The organism is Ancylobacter vacuolatus (assembly GCF_030813595.1).
In the GTDB taxonomy this organism is placed as follows: Bacteria; Pseudomonadota; Alphaproteobacteria; order Rhizobiales; family Xanthobacteraceae; genus Ancylobacter; species Ancylobacter vacuolatus.
In genome coordinates, this window is sequence record NZ_JAUSUH010000002.1 from 559,447 (window position 1) to 572,975 (window position 13,529).

The window sequence follows — 13,529 nt, forward strand, 5'->3', positions numbered from 1 at the left end:
ATGCTCAAGGTCCGCGTCATCCCCTGCCTCGACGTGAAGGACGGCCGGGTCGTCAAGGGCGTGAAATTCGTCGATCTGCGCGATGCCGGCGATCCGGTGGAGGCGGCCAAGGCCTATGATGCCGCCGGCGCCGATGAGCTTTGCTTCCTCGACATCACCGCCAGCGTCGAGGCCCGCAGCACGCTGATCGACGTGGTGAGCCGCACCGCCGAGCAGTGCTTCATGCCGCTCACCGTGGGTGGCGGCGTGCGCACGGTGGAGGACATCCGCGCGCTGCTGAACGCCGGCGCCGACAAGGTGTCGATCAACACGGCGGCGGTGAACCGGCGGGAGTTCGTGCGCGAGGCGGCCGAGAAATTCGGCGAGCAGTGCATCGTCGTCGCCATCGACGCCAAGAAGGTGTCCGCCGAGGGCGAGCCCGACCGCTGGGAGATCTTCACCCATGGCGGGCGCAACCGTACCGGCATCGACGCCATTGAGTACGCCAAGGAGGTCGTCGCGCTCGGCGCCGGCGAAATCCTGCTCACCTCGATGGACCGCGACGGCACCGGCGAGGGCTTCGACCTGAAGCTCACCCGCGCCATTTCCGACGCCGTTACGGTGCCGGTCATCGCCTCGGGCGGTGTGGGCACGCTCGACCACCTCGTCGACGGCATCCGCGAGGGCGGCGCCTCGGCGGTGCTGGCGGCCTCGATCTTCCATTTCGGCACCTTCACCATCGGGGCCGCCAAGCAGGCCCTCGGCGCCGCCGGGCTTCCGGTCCGCCTCCATGGTGGAGACATTGGCGGCGGCGACGTTGAGGAGACCGGCCGATGAACGCATCCCCTGCCCGCGTCTCGCTTGAAGACCTCGCTGCCATCGTCGCCGCCCGCGCGGCGAGCGAGAGCGAGGCGTCCTATACCCGCACGCTCATCGCCAAGGGCGTCGCCAAATGCGCCCAGAAGCTCGGCGAGGAAGCGGTGGAGACGGCGCTCGCCGCTGTCGGCACCGATACCAAAGCGGTCATTTCCGAAACCGCCGATCTTCTCTACCATCTGGCCGTGCTGCTTCAGGCACGCGGCGTGTCGCTGGATGACGTGTATGCGGAGCTCGGCCGCCGGACGAACCAGTCCGGCCTGGAGGAAAAGGCGTCCCGCCCCCGGGGCTGAGGGCGCCGGGACCCTCGCATCTGGCGCGGCCCCTAGGGCCCGCGCGGGCGGTATCACGTCTCCTCCTTTAGTGGTATACGGTCGACCAACGCCTGGCGCTTTGAATGTCCGGGCGAGCCGGGAAACGCTGCCATGGACCTGAAGCTCGACGGGGCGGGGCTCTCGCCCTTCCGCAATTTCAGCCGCGCCGAATGGGCGGCCTTGCGTGCCGACACGCCCCAGCCGCTGAAGGCGGACGAAATCCAGCGGCTGCAGGGTTTCAACGATCGGCTGTCGACCCCGGAAATCGAAGAGATCTACCTGCCGCTGTCGCGTCTGCTGTCGATCTATGTCGGGGCGACGCAGAAGCTGTTCCGCCAGATGCAGAAGTTTCTCGGCCCCGAGCAGAACGGCAAGATGCCCTATATCATCGGCGTCGCCGGCTCGGTGGCGGTGGGAAAGTCCACCACCGCGCGCGTGCTGCAGGCGCTGCTGGCCCGCTGGCCGAACACGCCGAAAGTGGCGCTGGTCACCACCGACGGCTTTCTGCTGCCGAACGCGATTCTGGAACGCGAAGGGCTGATGGGGCGCAAGGGTTTTCCCGAGAGCTACGACCTGCCGGCGCTGCTGCATTTCCTCACCGATATCAAGGCCGGCCGCCGGCCGGTGCGGGCGCCGGTCTACAGCCATTTCGACTATGACGTGACGCCCAACCTCTCGGTGGAGGTCGACCAGCCGGACATCCTCATCGTCGAGGGGCTGAACGTGCTGCAGACCAGCCGGCCGCCGAAGGATGGCAAGGGCATTCCCTTCGTCTCCGACTTCTTCGATTTCAAGGTCTATATCGACGCCGACGAGACGATCCTGGAGCGCTGGTATGTCGAGCGCTTCATGCGGCTGCGCGAGACCGCCTTCCGCGACCCCAAGGCCTATTTCCACCGCTATTCCAGCCTCACAGGCAATGAGGCCGACGCCACTGCCCGCGCCATCTGGCGCTCGATCAACCTGCTGAACCTTCAGGAAAACATCCTGCCCACCCGCCAGCGCGCCGACCTCATCCTGCGCAAGGGCGGCGACCATGAGGTCGAGGCGGTGGCGCTGAGGAAGCTGTGAATGGCGGCCGCCGTCGACATCGTGCCCGGCTGCCGCTACTGGCCGGGCTGGCTCGACCGCGCGGCACAGGAGGCGCTGGCCGAGGAGCTGCGCCAGATGCTGGTCGAGGCACCGCTGTTCACCCCGCTTATGCCGCGCACGGGCACGCCGTTCTCGGTCCGCATGTCCAATTGCGGGCCGCTGGGCTGGGTGTCTGACGTGACCGGCTATCGCTACCAGCCAACCCATCCCGAAACCGGCCGGCCCTGGCCGCCCTTCCCCCCGGCGCTGACCCGGGCCTGGGACGCGCTGGCCGGCGCGGCGCCCGCGCCTGAAGCCTGCCTGATCAACTGGTACGGCCCCACGGCCCGCATGGGGCTGCACCAGGACCGCGACGAGGAGGAGTTCTCCGCCCCGGTCCTGTCGCTGTCGCTGGGCGATACGGCGCTGTTCCGCATTGGCGGCACGGTGCGCAAGGACCCGACCCGCTCGCTCCGCCTCGCCTCGGGCGATGCGCTGCTGCTGGCGGGGCCGGCGCGGCTGGCCTTTCACGGCATCGACCGCATCTATCCCGGCAGCTCCACCCTGCTCAAGCAGCCCGGACGCATCAATCTGACGTTACGGCGCGTCCATGCGGCACCGGCGGGCGAAATTCGGCCTTGATGAACCCGCAGAAAGGGCGAAGTTACAGCTTCCTTAAGCTTGAAGGATTGCGAATGCGCCTTGTTGCCCGCTTTGCCGCCGCCGCCTTTGCTCTGGCAGTGCTCGGCCTCCCCGCCTCCGCCCAGACGATTTATCCCAATGACGGTACGATCGGCATGGTGCCGCCGGAGGGCATGGTGCCGGTACCGGGCGTGCCCGGCTTCCAGGACCGCGCCGCCAGCGCCTCGATCCTTGTTCTTGAGATGCCCAAGCCCGCCTTCGCCGAGATCACCGCGAATTTCGCGCCGGAGGAACTGCAGAAGCAGGGCGTGACGGTGGAGCAGCGGCGCGACGTGACGCTGGCCGACGGCGTGCCGGCCGTGCTGCTGAAGGGCTTCCAGACCGTCGGCGCCGGGGCGCTGAAGAAATGGATCCTGATCGCCGGCGCCAAGGAGCAGACCGGCATGGTGACGGTGCAGTTCCCCGAGGCTTCCGCCGCCCGCTACCCCGATGCCAAGGTCGAGGAAGCGCTGAAGACCGTGGTCTTCCGCACCCCGCCCAGCACCGAGGAGATGCTGGCCAAGCTGCCCTTCACCGTTGCCGAGACCGAGGGCTACAAGGTGATGAAGGTGATCGGCTCCAGCGCCGTCCTGCTCACCAAGCCCGAAACCGGCGCGGCAGACAAAAGCGGGCCGCAGACCCAGTCCATCTTCATCGTCGCCGTCGGACCCGGCGAAATCCGCGAAGAAGAGCGCGAGGCCGCGGCCAAGCGGGCGATCACGAGCGTGCCCGGCATCAAGGAACTGCGCGTCGAGCGTGGCGGCCCTCTGCGCGTCGGTGGCCAGCCCGGCTTCGAGCTGATCGCCAATGCGGTGGACCAGCAGACCGGCAAGCCGGTGAAGGTGGCGCAATGGCTGAGCTTCGGCCGCGCGGGCTATCTCCGCATGGTCGGCGTCGCGCCGACGGAGAATTTCGACGCCGATTACGGCGCCATGCGCGCCCTGCGCGACGGGGTCGCCCTGCGCTGACGAATCGCGCGGAAAGCCGACATGGAAAAGGGCCCTCGCAAGGGCCCTTTTTTACGCGCGATCGCCGGGCGGGACGAGGCGAGCGCGCCAGCGCTCCAGGCGCCTCGTCTCTGGTCTCTCAGCCCTCGGCGGCCGGGGTTTCCGCCGGCGGCGCCTTGGGGCCGCCCTTGGACACACCGACAAGCGCCGGGCGCAGCACGCGCTCGCCGAGCTTGTAGCCGGGCTGGATGACCTGAACCACGGTGCCGGACGGCACCTCGGCATTGGGCACCTCGAACATCGCCTGATGCATGTTCGGGTCGAACTTGGTGCCTTCCGCCTCGATCCGCGCCACGCCATGCTTGGTCAGCGCCTGAATCAGGGCGCGGCCGGTGAGGTCGATGCCCTCCAGCAGGGTCTTCAGCGTGCCCTCGGCCTTGGCGCGGGCATCGGCGTCGATGGCGCCCAGCGCGCGCTCGAAATCATCCGCCACGGTGAGAATGTCGCGGGCGAAGCCGGTGATGCCATAGACCTTGGCGTCCGCCACTTCGCGCTCGGCGCGGCGGCGCACATTGTCGGCCTCGGCGAAGGCGCGCAGGAACTTGTCCTTGAGCGCGACGATCTCGGCCTCAAGCCGCTCCTTTTCGGCGGCGAAGGCGGCGGCGAGGTCGTCCGGCGCGCCCGCAGCGCCGTTCTCGGCGTCGACAGTCTGATCGGCCATGTCGGGCTGGTCAGCCGGAGTGCGGTTCTCGTCGCTCATGAATACCTCGTCGAAGAATGGATTTGTCCGGGCGGTTGGCCACGCGGACGCCCGCCATATCGGGTTGGACGGCGCAAAAATCAAGCCGCGTCGGTGCCCGGGCCGCCGAGAACGCGGCTGACCACGCGGGCGGTGAAGTCGACCATCGGCACGATGCGGGCATAGTTGAGCCGTGTCGGCCCGATCACCCCGAGCACGCCGACCACCCTTCCCTGCCCGTCGCGATAGGGCGCGACGATGGTGGAGGAGCCCGAGAGCGAGAACAGCTTATTCTCCGAGCCGATGAAGATGCGCAGGCCCTGCGCGTCCTCGGCCCGGCCGAGCAGATCGACCACTTCCTGCTTGGCGTCGAGATCGTCGAACAGCAGGCGCACCCGCTCCAGATCCTCGATGGCGCGCAGATCCTGCAGCAGCCGCGTCTGCCCGCGCACGATCAGCCGCCGGTCGGCCTTCTCCCCGCCCGACCAGCTGGCCATGCCGCTTTCCACCACCCGCGCCGTCACCTCGTCGAGCTCGGCGCGGCGGGCGGCGAGCGTGCGCTCCACCTCGGCGCGCAGCTCGGTGAGCGTGCGCCCGCGGGTGAGCGAGGAGAGGAAATTGGTCGCCTCGACAAGCGCCGAGGGCGGAAGGCCCTTCGGCAGCGGCACCAGGCGGTTTTCCACCTCGCCATCATCGGAGACGAGGATCAGCAGCGCCCGGGTGGCGTCGAGCGGCACGAACTCGATATGTTTGAGCCGCACATCGGTCTTGCCTGTCGTGACGACGCCGGCGCCGCGCGACAGGCCGGAGAGCAGGTTGGAGGCCTCGGCCAGCACCCCGTCCACGGTCTGGGCGCGGGCGGCGGCGCGCACCTGGGTCTCGATCGAGTTGCGCTCATCTTCCGAGACATCGCCGATTTCCAGCAGCGCATCGACGAAGAAGCGCAGCCCGCGCTCGGTCGGCAACCGCCCGGCGCTGGTGTGGGGCGCGAAGATGAGGCCGGCCGCCTCAAGGTCCGCCATCACATTGCGCACCGAGGCCGGCGACAGCGTCATCGGAATGAGGCGGGAGATGTTGCGCGAGCCGGCCGGCTCGCCGGTGGCGAGATAGGTTTCGACGATCTGCCGGAAGATCTCGCGCGAGCGCTCGTCGAGCCGCGCCAGCGAAGGCGCGGTGGACGCCAGAAATGGATCGAGGGGCATCGCCGGGTTTGTCCCTTGTCTCATCTACCCGTTCATGGGTGGCTATTATCTCGGTATTCGTCCCCCATGTACAAGCGGGCGCGGCTGCGTGCCGCCCGGCGCCGGGGCAAGAGTCCGCGCCCGGCGATTGCACCGGGCCCGCGCCACCCTTACAAGGTCCGGCCACAGGGCGGGGCCAAAGTGCCCTGCCGCCCGCCCTTCAGGAGACCCGCCGCATGCGCCCTTCCCGCCGCCTTCCCGACGAGATGCGTGCCGTGAGCTTCGAGCGCGGCGTGCTGCGCCATGCCGAGGGCTCATGCCTGGTGAAGTTCGGCGAGACCCATGTGCTGGTCGCCGCCACGCTGGAAGAGCGCCTGCCGCCCTGGCTCAAGGGGCAGGGGCGCGGCTGGGTGACGGCGGAATATGGCATGCTGCCGCGCGCCACCCATGAGCGCACCCGCCGCGAGGTCACGGCCGGCAAGCCTTCCGGCCGCACCCAGGAAATCCAGCGCCTGATCGGCCGCTCGCTGCGCGCCGTGGTCGACCTCGAAAAGCTCGGCGAGCGGCAGATCACCGTCGATTGCGACGTGATCCAGGCCGATGGCGGCACCCGCACCGCCTCCGTCACCGGGGCGTGGATCGCACTGCATGACTGCCTGAGCTGGATGAAGTCGCGCGGCATGCTGTCCACCGTTCCGCTGCGCGATCATCTCGCCGCCGTCTCCTGCGGCATCGTCGACGGCGAGCCGCGGCTCGATCTCGACTATGCCGAGGATTCCGACGCCCATACCGATGTCAATTTCGTCATGACCGGCGCCGGCGGCTTTGTCGAAATCCAGGGCACGGCGGAGAAGACGCCTTTCACCCAGGAAGAGTTCGACGCCATGCTCGGCCTTGCCCGCAAGGGCGTGTCCAAGCTGGTCGACCTGCAGAAGCTGGCTGTCGCATGAACACCGCCCCGCACCGCCGGCTCGAAGGCCGCGTTATCATCGCCACCCATAATCCCGGCAAGCTGGAGGAGATGGCCGGCCTGCTGGCGCCCTATGGCGTCGACGTCGTCTCCGCCGGCGAGCTCGGCCTGCCGGAGCCGGAAGAGACCGGCCTCACCTTCACCGAGAATGCCCGCATCAAGGCGATCGCCGCCGCGACCGCCGCCGGCCTGCCCGCCTTCGCCGACGATTCCGGGCTGTGCGTCGATGCGCTGGGCGGCGCGCCGGGGCTCTATACCGCCCGCTGGGCGGGGCCGGAGAAGGATTTCATGGCGGCGATGACCCGCGTGGAGGAAGAACTGCGCGATGCCGGCGCGGAACTGCCCGATCTGCGCCGCGCGCATTTCATCTCCGCCTTGTGCCTTGCCTGGCCAGATGGCCATGTCGAGGATTTCGAGGGGGTGGTCAACGGCACGCTGGTCTGGCCGCCGCGCGGGCCGGCCGGCTTCGGCTATGACCCGATGTTCCAGCCCGACGGCCAGCCGGACGACAATCCGCGCACCTTCGGCGAGATGTCGGGAGCCGAAAAGCACGGCCTGCCGCCGCTCGGCCGCGGCCTCTCGCACCGCGCGCGCGCCTTCATGGCGCTGGCGCAGGCCTGCCTCGGGGCGAACTTTGACTGAACGCGCGCCTGCGCCGCCGCCGCTCGATCCCGGCTTCGGCGTCTATGTGCACTGGCCCTTCTGCAAGGCCAAATGCCCCTATTGCGACTTCAACTCGCATGTCCGCCATGCCCCGCCCGACCAGGCGCGGTTCGTCGCGGCGTTCCAGGCGGAGATCGCCCACACCCGCGCGCGCATCGGCCAGCGGCGCACCCAGAGCGTCTTCTTCGGCGGCGGCACGCCCTCGCTGATGGAGCCGGGCACCGTCGGGGCGATCCTCGACGCCATCGATGCCGCCTGGCCGCTCGACGCCCGCGCCGAGGTGACGCTGGAAGCGAACCCGACCAGCGTTGAGGCGGAACGGTTTCGCGGCTATCGCGCGGCCGGCGTCAACCGCGTCTCGCTGGGCGTGCAGGCGCTGGACGATGCCGCGCTGAAGGCGCTGGGGCGCATGCACAGCGCGCAGGAGGCGCTGGGCGCGGTGGCGGTGGCGCGCGCCGCCTTCGAGCGCGTCTCCTTCGACCTCATCTATGCCCGCCCCGGCCAGACGCCGGAGGCCTGGGCGCGCGAGCTTGGCCGCGCCATTGACGAGGGCTGCGAGCATCTCTCGCTCTACCAGCTCACCATCGAGGACGGCACGCCCTTCGCCGCGCTGCACCGCGCCGGCCGGCTGATCGTGCCGGACAGCGAGGCCGCCCGCGCCCTATGGGACGTGACGCAGGAGACCACCCGCGCCGCCGGGCTGCCGGCCTATGAGGTTTCCAACCATGCCCGCGTGGGGGCGGAGAGCCGGCACAATCTTCTGTACTGGCGCTATGGCGAATATGCCGGCATCGGCCCCGGCGCGCATGGAAGGCTCGACACGCCGGAGGCGCGGGTCGCCACCTCCACCGAGCGTGGGCCGGAGGAATGGGTGGCGCGGGTCGAGGCGCAGGGCCATGGCGTCATCGTCGACGAGAAGCTCACCCGCGCGGAACAGGCCGACGAATATCTGCTGATGGGGCTTCGGCTGCTGGAAGGCATCGACGCGCGCCGCTTCGCCCGGCTGGCGGGCCGCCCCTTTGACCCGGCCCGGGTGGCGGCGCTGGCGGAAGACGGCATGATCGAAGCGCTGCCGGACGAGCGCCTGCGCGCCACCGATCTCGGCCTGCCGGTGCTCGACGCCATCGTCGCCGACCTCGCGGCGTGAGGGCGGCGGCGTGCGGGTCGCCTCTGTTGTTGATGGCCGTCATCCTGAGGTGCTTGGCCCCTGGCCAAGCCTCGAAGGATGGTCGTCCGGGCGCGCTACAGGGACCATCCTTCGAGGCTCGCTGCGCTCGCACCTCAGGATGACGGTGCGCCCTGGCGCGGCCGCAACGCCCCGCCTCACATCCCCTGGGCGAAGCTGCGCGGGGCGGGGCTGACGATCTGGGTGGTGCCGCCGGAAATCTGCATCACCGCCAGCCCGCGCTCATTGGTACCATCGGCGCGGAAGCGGAAAATGCCGTCGACGCCGGAAAAGCCCGACGGGTTCTGGATCGCCGCGTCGGTGATGCCGGCCTCGCCATAGGAGTTCACCAGCGCCGCCATCAGCGACACCGCATCATGCGAGAGCGTGGTGGTACGCACCGGCTCGCGGCCGAAGCGGGCCCGGTAGCGCGCGGCGAAGGCGCGGAAGCCCGCCGTGTCGGGCGCGGCGAAGATGCCGCCGTTCATCGCCGGATTGGCGAACAGCTTGGCGTCGTCCCACAGGCCGGTGCCGATGAGCTGCTTGCCGGCGAGGCTGGCGCCCGCGCCTGAGAGCGCCTGCACGATCTGCGGCACGGTGTCGGCGGCATCCGGCAGGAACACCGCATCGGCCTGCGCCACCGAGCCAGCGAGACGGCGCGCGGCCTCCGCCGCCTGGCCGGCGCCATAGCGCTCCAGCCCGACCACGCGCCCGCCGACGGTGGGCACGGTCTCGCGGAAGGCGGCCTCGACCACCGAGCCATAGGCATTGTCCGGCACCAGCCCGACAAAGGAGCGCCGCCCATTGGCGGCGGCGTAGCGGATCACCCGCTCGACATCGGTCTGCGGCAGGAAGCTGAGGAGATAGACCCCCTGCGTCGCCACATTGGTATCGGTGGAGAAGCCGACAAGCGGCACGCCGCGCTGGCGCGCCACCTGGCCGGCGGCGGCAACGGAATGGGCGAAGAGCGGGCCGATAATGGCGCGGGCGCCCTCGTCCAGCGCCTGCTGCGCGGCGGCCTGCGCCCCCGGGCCGGTGCCGCCATCATCCTTGACGATCAGCCGGATGCGGGCGCCGGCGAATTCCGACAGCGCCATCTCGGCCGCGTTGCGCAGCGAAAGCGCCACCGCGCCGGCATTGCCGGAGGCGCCGAGCGGCAGGATGAGGCCGATGGGGGTGCCGGTGCCAAGGCCGGCATTGGGGTCGGGCGGCAGTTCCGGCATCGGTAGCGCCGCCTGCGGCGCGCTCATCTCCGGCCCCGAAGAGCAGGCGGCCAATCCTGCCGCGCCGGCCATGAGGAGAAAGCCGCGCCGGCTGGTACGGGCGAGGCGTGTGCGGATCGCGGCCGTGTCCTTCGCGTTCATGCGGTGCGTTCGGCTCGGCTGTGCGCCTGCCACCCTGGCCGACGTCGCTTCCTTTTTAGGACGGCGGGACTCGCCCTGTCACCTCGCCGCCGGTGCGCGGGCGGCGAAAGCGCGACATATCCACCCGTTCGGCCCGGTTTCCGGGGCTTTTCGCCCGCGCTCGCGCGCCACGAGACGCATGACGGCGGCGCCGGGGCTCTCTACAATGCGCCGCCATGACCCTTCCCAGCGACGCCGCTTCCCCCGATCCGCTTCCCGCCGAACCCGCTCCCGACACGGCGACCGCCCGCCGTTTCCGCATCGGCGCGCACAGCCTTCCCGCCGCGCGCCCGCAGCCGGGCCTCTACATCGTCGCCACGCCGATCGGCAATCTCGGCGACGTGACGCTGCGGGCGCTGGAGACGCTGGCGGGCGCTGACCTCATCGCCTGCGAGGACACGCGCATCACAAGGCGGCTGCTGGAGCGTTACGGCATCGAAACGAAACTGGTGGCCTATCACGATCACAATGCCGAGCAGGCGCGCCCCCGGCTGCTGGCGCGCCTCGCCGAGGGCGGTGTGGTGGCGCAGGTGTCGGATGCCGGCACGCCGCTGATCTCCGATCCCGGCTACAAGCTGGTAGCGGCGGCGATCGAGGCCGGGCACCGCGTCATTCCGCTGCCCGGCGCCTCGGCCAGCCTTGCCGCGCTGGTGGCGGCGGGGCTGCCGACCGACCGCTTCTTCTTCGAGGGTTTTCTCCCGCCCAAGAGCGGCGCCCGCCGCACCCGCATCAGCGAGCTGAAAACGCTGCCGGCGACGCTGATCCTCTATGAGAGCGGCCCGCGCCTGCCGGAAAGTCTCGCCGATCTCTCGGAAGGGCTCGGCCCCCGGCCGGCGGCGGTGTGCCGGGAACTCACCAAGACCTTCGAGGAAGCGCGGCGCGGCACGTTGGACGTGCTCGCCGCCTTCTATGCCGAGGCTGGCCCGCCCAGGGGCGAGATCGTGCTGGTGATCGGTCCCCCCGGGGCGGAGGAATCCAGCGCTGCCGATCTCGACGTCGCGCTGAAGCAGGCGCTGGCGAGCCTCTCGGTCAAGGACGCGGCGGCGGCGGTGGCGACCGCGACCGGCCTGCCCCGCCGCGCCGTCTATGCCCGCGCGCTCGCCCTGCAGGGCGGCGATGGCTGAGGCGGCGCGGCCGGACGGGACGCCGAAACAGGGCACGCCGGAAGAGCGGGCGCAGCAGCGCCGCCGCGCCGCCTTCACCCGTGGCATGGCGGCGGAGGCCGCCGCCGCCGCCCTGTTCGAGGCCGAGGGCTTCGTCATTCTGGAGCGGCGCGCCCGCACCCCGCGAGGCGAGATCGACCTTGTGGCGCGGCGCGACGGGCTGCTGGTGTTCATCGAGGTGAAGGCGCGGGCCTCGCTGCGTTTCGCTGCCGAATCGATTCTGCTGCGGCAGCGCCGGCGCATCGTCGGCGCGGCGGAGATCTATCTCTCCCGCCACCCCGAGCTGGCCGGGCTCGACATGCGGCTCGACGTCGTGCTGGTGGCGCCGGGCGCGCCGCCGCTGCACCTGCCGGGCGCCTTCGAGGCGGAATGAGCGGGGAAACGAGGTCGTGGCGCGACGCCGCGCGAGCGATTAAACAGGAAGGCGAATGCCGCCGGGCGACCCCGCCTCCGGCCGGCTCCCTCCTGTCGCAGACGGAACTCCCATGAGCCTCAACGTCGCCGTCCAGATGGACCCGATCGACCGCATCAATATTGCGGGCGATTCCGCCTTCGCCCTGATGCTGGAAGCGCAGGCGCGCGGCCATGCGCTCTCCTACTACACCACCGACCGCCTCGCGATGCGCGATGGCGAGGTGTTCGCCACCGTTCAGCCGCTGGAAGTGCGCGACCTGAAGGGCGACCACTTCACCCTCGGCGACCCGCAGCGCGTGCGGCTCGACAGTTTTGACGTGATCCTGATGCGGCAGGATCCGCCCTTCGACATGAACTACATCACCGCGACGCATCTGCTGGAGCGCATCCATCCGCGCACGCTGGTGGTGAACGACCCGGCCCATGTGCGCAACGCGCCGGAAAAGATCTTCGTCACCGAATTCCCCGATTTGATGCCGCCGACGCTGATCACCCGCGACCTCGATGAGATCAAGGCGTTTCGCGACGAGTTCGGCGACATCGTGATGAAGCCGCTCTACGGCCATGGCGGCGCCTCGGTGTTCCGCCTCACCCGCGACGACCTGAATTTCGGCTCGCTCTATGACCTGTTCGCCACCACCTTCCGCGAGCCCTGGGTGGTGCAGCGCTTCATTCCCGAGGTGAAGCATGGCGACAAGCGCATCATCCTGGTGGACGGGGTGTTTGCCGGCGCAGTCAACCGGGTGCCGAGCGAGGGCGATCTGCGCTCCAACATGGTGCGCGGCGGGGCGGCGGCGGAAACCGACCTGACGCCGCGCGAGCGCGAGATCTGCGAGCGGCTGGGGCCGGCGCTGCGGGCGCGCGGGCTGCTGCTCACCGGCATCGACGTGATCGACGGCCATCTCACCGAGATCAACGTCACCGCCCCGACCGGCATCCGCGCCATCAAGCGGATCGGTGGGCCGGACATCGCGCCGATCGTGTGGGACATGATCGAGGCCAAGCGGGCCTGAAGCGCGCCTGAGGGCGCGGGCGCCGGCCGGACATGAGCCGGCCAAACATGAAAACGGCACCGCCTCGGGGAGAGACGGTGCCGTCTTTGCGTCGCGAGCGCGCGGCGCCGTTCAGTGGACGCTGAGCGTCACCAGTTCGTTCTGCATAGCGTTAGCGATCGCCGCCTCCCGGCTGTCGGTCAGCATGATCGGCGTGCCATCGGCGGCGTGCAGGGTGAACAGCACGAGGCCCGGCGAGAGATGGGCCTGCGGGAACATTTCCGCCGCCTCTTCGGAACGGATGGTGCGCAGATAGGCGATGTGCCCGCCGCCGAGATTTGCGAAATCTTCCGCGGTGAGGGCGCCGGCGAGCGCCGAACCGGCGGAGGCGGGGTCGATGTGGAATTCATTGGTCATGATCGGCTACTCCTCTGCGTACAGTCGAGACCGGCTTGGGGTTCCGTCATTCATCCGTCGCTATGGTGATACGCCGGACGATGCGTTCCGGTTCCGGTCGCACCAGCTCGACGCAGAGCAGGCCGTTCTTCAGCTCGGCACCGATCACCCGCATGCCCTCGGCCAGCACGAAGACGCGCTGGAACTGGCGTGCGGCGATGCCACGGTGAAGAAAGACCCGTCCGGGCTCTTCGCTCTGGCGGCCACGGATGACGAGTTCCTTCTCCTCCACCGTCACCTCCAGCTGCTCGCGGGTGAAGCCCGCGACGGCCAGGGTGATGCGGAGCTTTTCCGGCTGCTCGGCCGTGGCCACCCGCTCGATATTGTAGGGCGGGTACCCGTCGGAACCTTTCATGACACGGTCGAGCGCCCGCTCGACCTCGTCAAAGCCAAGCAGGAAGGGGCTCGACAGCGAGGGAATACGCGACATGCTCCCAAAGTCCTCGTCTGAAGCGACTTTGTGTGATGGGACCCCGTTCAGGCATCCCGTTGGGAAGCGATATGGGACAGCGTCC

General features: G+C 69.6%; 16 protein-coding genes. 11 read left to right on the top strand and 5 right to left on the bottom strand.

Features of this window, described 5'->3' with window-relative positions; all coding sequences use genetic code 11:
- The 5 genes from hisF to J2S76_RS06585 all read left to right on the top strand — a co-directional run bounded on the left by hisF (position 1) and on the right by J2S76_RS06585 (position 3,889).
- Entirely contained in the window at positions 1 to 816 is an 816-nt protein-coding gene (gene hisF / locus J2S76_RS06565; protein ID WP_307058679.1) for an imidazole glycerol phosphate synthase subunit HisF, read from the top strand.
- Complete coding sequence (locus J2S76_RS06570; RefSeq protein ID WP_307058681.1) at positions 813 to 1,148, top strand: phosphoribosyl-ATP diphosphatase; 336 nt, start codon at positions 813 to 815, stop codon at positions 1,146 to 1,148. The genes hisF and J2S76_RS06570 overlap by 4 nt, the downstream gene beginning before the upstream one ends.
- A 132-nt stretch (positions 1,149 to 1,280) precedes the next feature.
- The gene (coaA, locus tag J2S76_RS06575) at positions 1,281 to 2,240 is read left to right on the top strand and encodes a type I pantothenate kinase (protein WP_307058683.1); all 960 of its coding nucleotides are present in this window, start codon (positions 1,281 to 1,283) and stop codon (positions 2,238 to 2,240) included.
- Positions 2,241 to 2,882, top strand: coding sequence for an alpha-ketoglutarate-dependent dioxygenase AlkB family protein (locus J2S76_RS06580; protein WP_307058685.1), 642 nt, complete (start codon positions 2,241 to 2,243; stop codon positions 2,880 to 2,882).
- A 53-nt stretch (positions 2,883 to 2,935) separates the two neighbouring features.
- Positions 2,936 to 3,889: a hypothetical protein gene (locus J2S76_RS06585; RefSeq protein ID WP_307058687.1), complete on the top strand. Its 954-nt coding sequence runs from the start codon at positions 2,936 to 2,938 to the stop codon at positions 3,887 to 3,889.
- 118 nt (positions 3,890 to 4,007) lie between these two features.
- On the opposite strand, the gene grpE is transcribed toward J2S76_RS06585, so the two are convergent.
- The gene (grpE, locus tag J2S76_RS06590) at positions 4,008 to 4,628 is read right to left on the bottom strand and encodes a nucleotide exchange factor GrpE (protein ID WP_307058688.1); all 621 of its coding nucleotides are present in this window, start codon (positions 4,626 to 4,628) and stop codon (positions 4,008 to 4,010) included.
- Between the two features lie 80 nt (positions 4,629 to 4,708).
- Entirely contained in the window at positions 4,709 to 5,809 is a 1,101-nt protein-coding gene (hrcA, locus tag J2S76_RS06595) for a heat-inducible transcriptional repressor HrcA (protein ID WP_307058690.1), read from the bottom strand.
- Positions 5,810 to 6,024: 215 nt separating this feature from the next.
- On the opposite strand from hrcA, the gene rph reads away from it, so the two are divergent.
- From rph to hemW, 3 genes are read left to right on the top strand one after another with little or no spacing between them, the layout of a single operon-like run.
- On the top strand, positions 6,025 to 6,738 hold the full coding sequence (gene rph, locus J2S76_RS06600) for a ribonuclease PH (RefSeq protein ID WP_307058692.1): 714 nt from the start codon (positions 6,025 to 6,027) through the stop codon (positions 6,736 to 6,738).
- Positions 6,735 to 7,400, top strand: a complete 666-nt coding sequence (locus tag J2S76_RS06605; RefSeq protein WP_307058693.1) for a non-canonical purine NTP pyrophosphatase — start codon at positions 6,735 to 6,737, stop codon at positions 7,398 to 7,400. Before rph ends, J2S76_RS06605 begins: the two co-directional genes overlap by 4 nt.
- Positions 7,393 to 8,568 carry a radical SAM family heme chaperone HemW gene (hemW, locus tag J2S76_RS06610; protein ID WP_307058695.1) on the top strand — a complete coding sequence of 392 codons (1,176 nt, stop codon included), beginning with the start codon at positions 7,393 to 7,395 and terminating at the stop codon, positions 8,566 to 8,568. Before J2S76_RS06605 ends, hemW begins: the two co-directional genes overlap by 8 nt.
- A gap of 176 nt (positions 8,569 to 8,744) precedes the next feature.
- On the opposite strand, the gene J2S76_RS06615 is transcribed toward hemW, so the two are convergent.
- Positions 8,745 to 9,950 (bottom strand): penicillin-binding protein activator, encoded by a 1,206-nt coding sequence (locus J2S76_RS06615; protein WP_307058696.1) that lies wholly within the window; start codon positions 9,948 to 9,950, stop codon positions 8,745 to 8,747.
- Positions 9,951 to 10,165: 215 nt separating this feature from the next.
- Between J2S76_RS06615 and rsmI the strand changes: the two genes are divergently transcribed.
- The 3 genes from rsmI to gshB all read left to right on the top strand — a co-directional run bounded on the left by rsmI (position 10,166) and on the right by gshB (position 12,579).
- Positions 10,166 to 11,113, top strand: a complete 948-nt coding sequence (rsmI, locus tag J2S76_RS06620; protein WP_307058698.1) for a 16S rRNA (cytidine(1402)-2'-O)-methyltransferase — start codon at positions 10,166 to 10,168, stop codon at positions 11,111 to 11,113.
- The gene (locus J2S76_RS06625; RefSeq protein ID WP_307058700.1) at positions 11,106 to 11,525 is read left to right on the top strand and encodes a YraN family protein; all 420 of its coding nucleotides are present in this window, start codon (positions 11,106 to 11,108) and stop codon (positions 11,523 to 11,525) included. Before rsmI ends, J2S76_RS06625 begins: the two co-directional genes overlap by 8 nt.
- Before the next feature lie 112 nt (positions 11,526 to 11,637).
- Complete coding sequence (gshB, locus tag J2S76_RS06630) at positions 11,638 to 12,579, top strand: glutathione synthase (protein ID WP_307058702.1); 942 nt, start codon at positions 11,638 to 11,640, stop codon at positions 12,577 to 12,579.
- Between the two features lie 111 nt (positions 12,580 to 12,690).
- On the opposite strand, the gene J2S76_RS06635 is transcribed toward gshB, so the two are convergent.
- Both J2S76_RS06635 and J2S76_RS06640 read right to left on the bottom strand, forming a co-directional pair.
- The gene (locus tag J2S76_RS06635; RefSeq protein WP_018388532.1) at positions 12,691 to 12,975 is read right to left on the bottom strand and encodes a BQ00720 family protein; all 285 of its coding nucleotides are present in this window, start codon (positions 12,973 to 12,975) and stop codon (positions 12,691 to 12,693) included.
- Between the two features lie 46 nt (positions 12,976 to 13,021).
- Positions 13,022 to 13,444 (bottom strand): Hsp20 family protein, encoded by a 423-nt coding sequence (locus J2S76_RS06640; RefSeq protein WP_307058703.1) that lies wholly within the window; start codon positions 13,442 to 13,444, stop codon positions 13,022 to 13,024.
- Positions 13,445 to 13,529 lie beyond the last annotated feature (85 nt).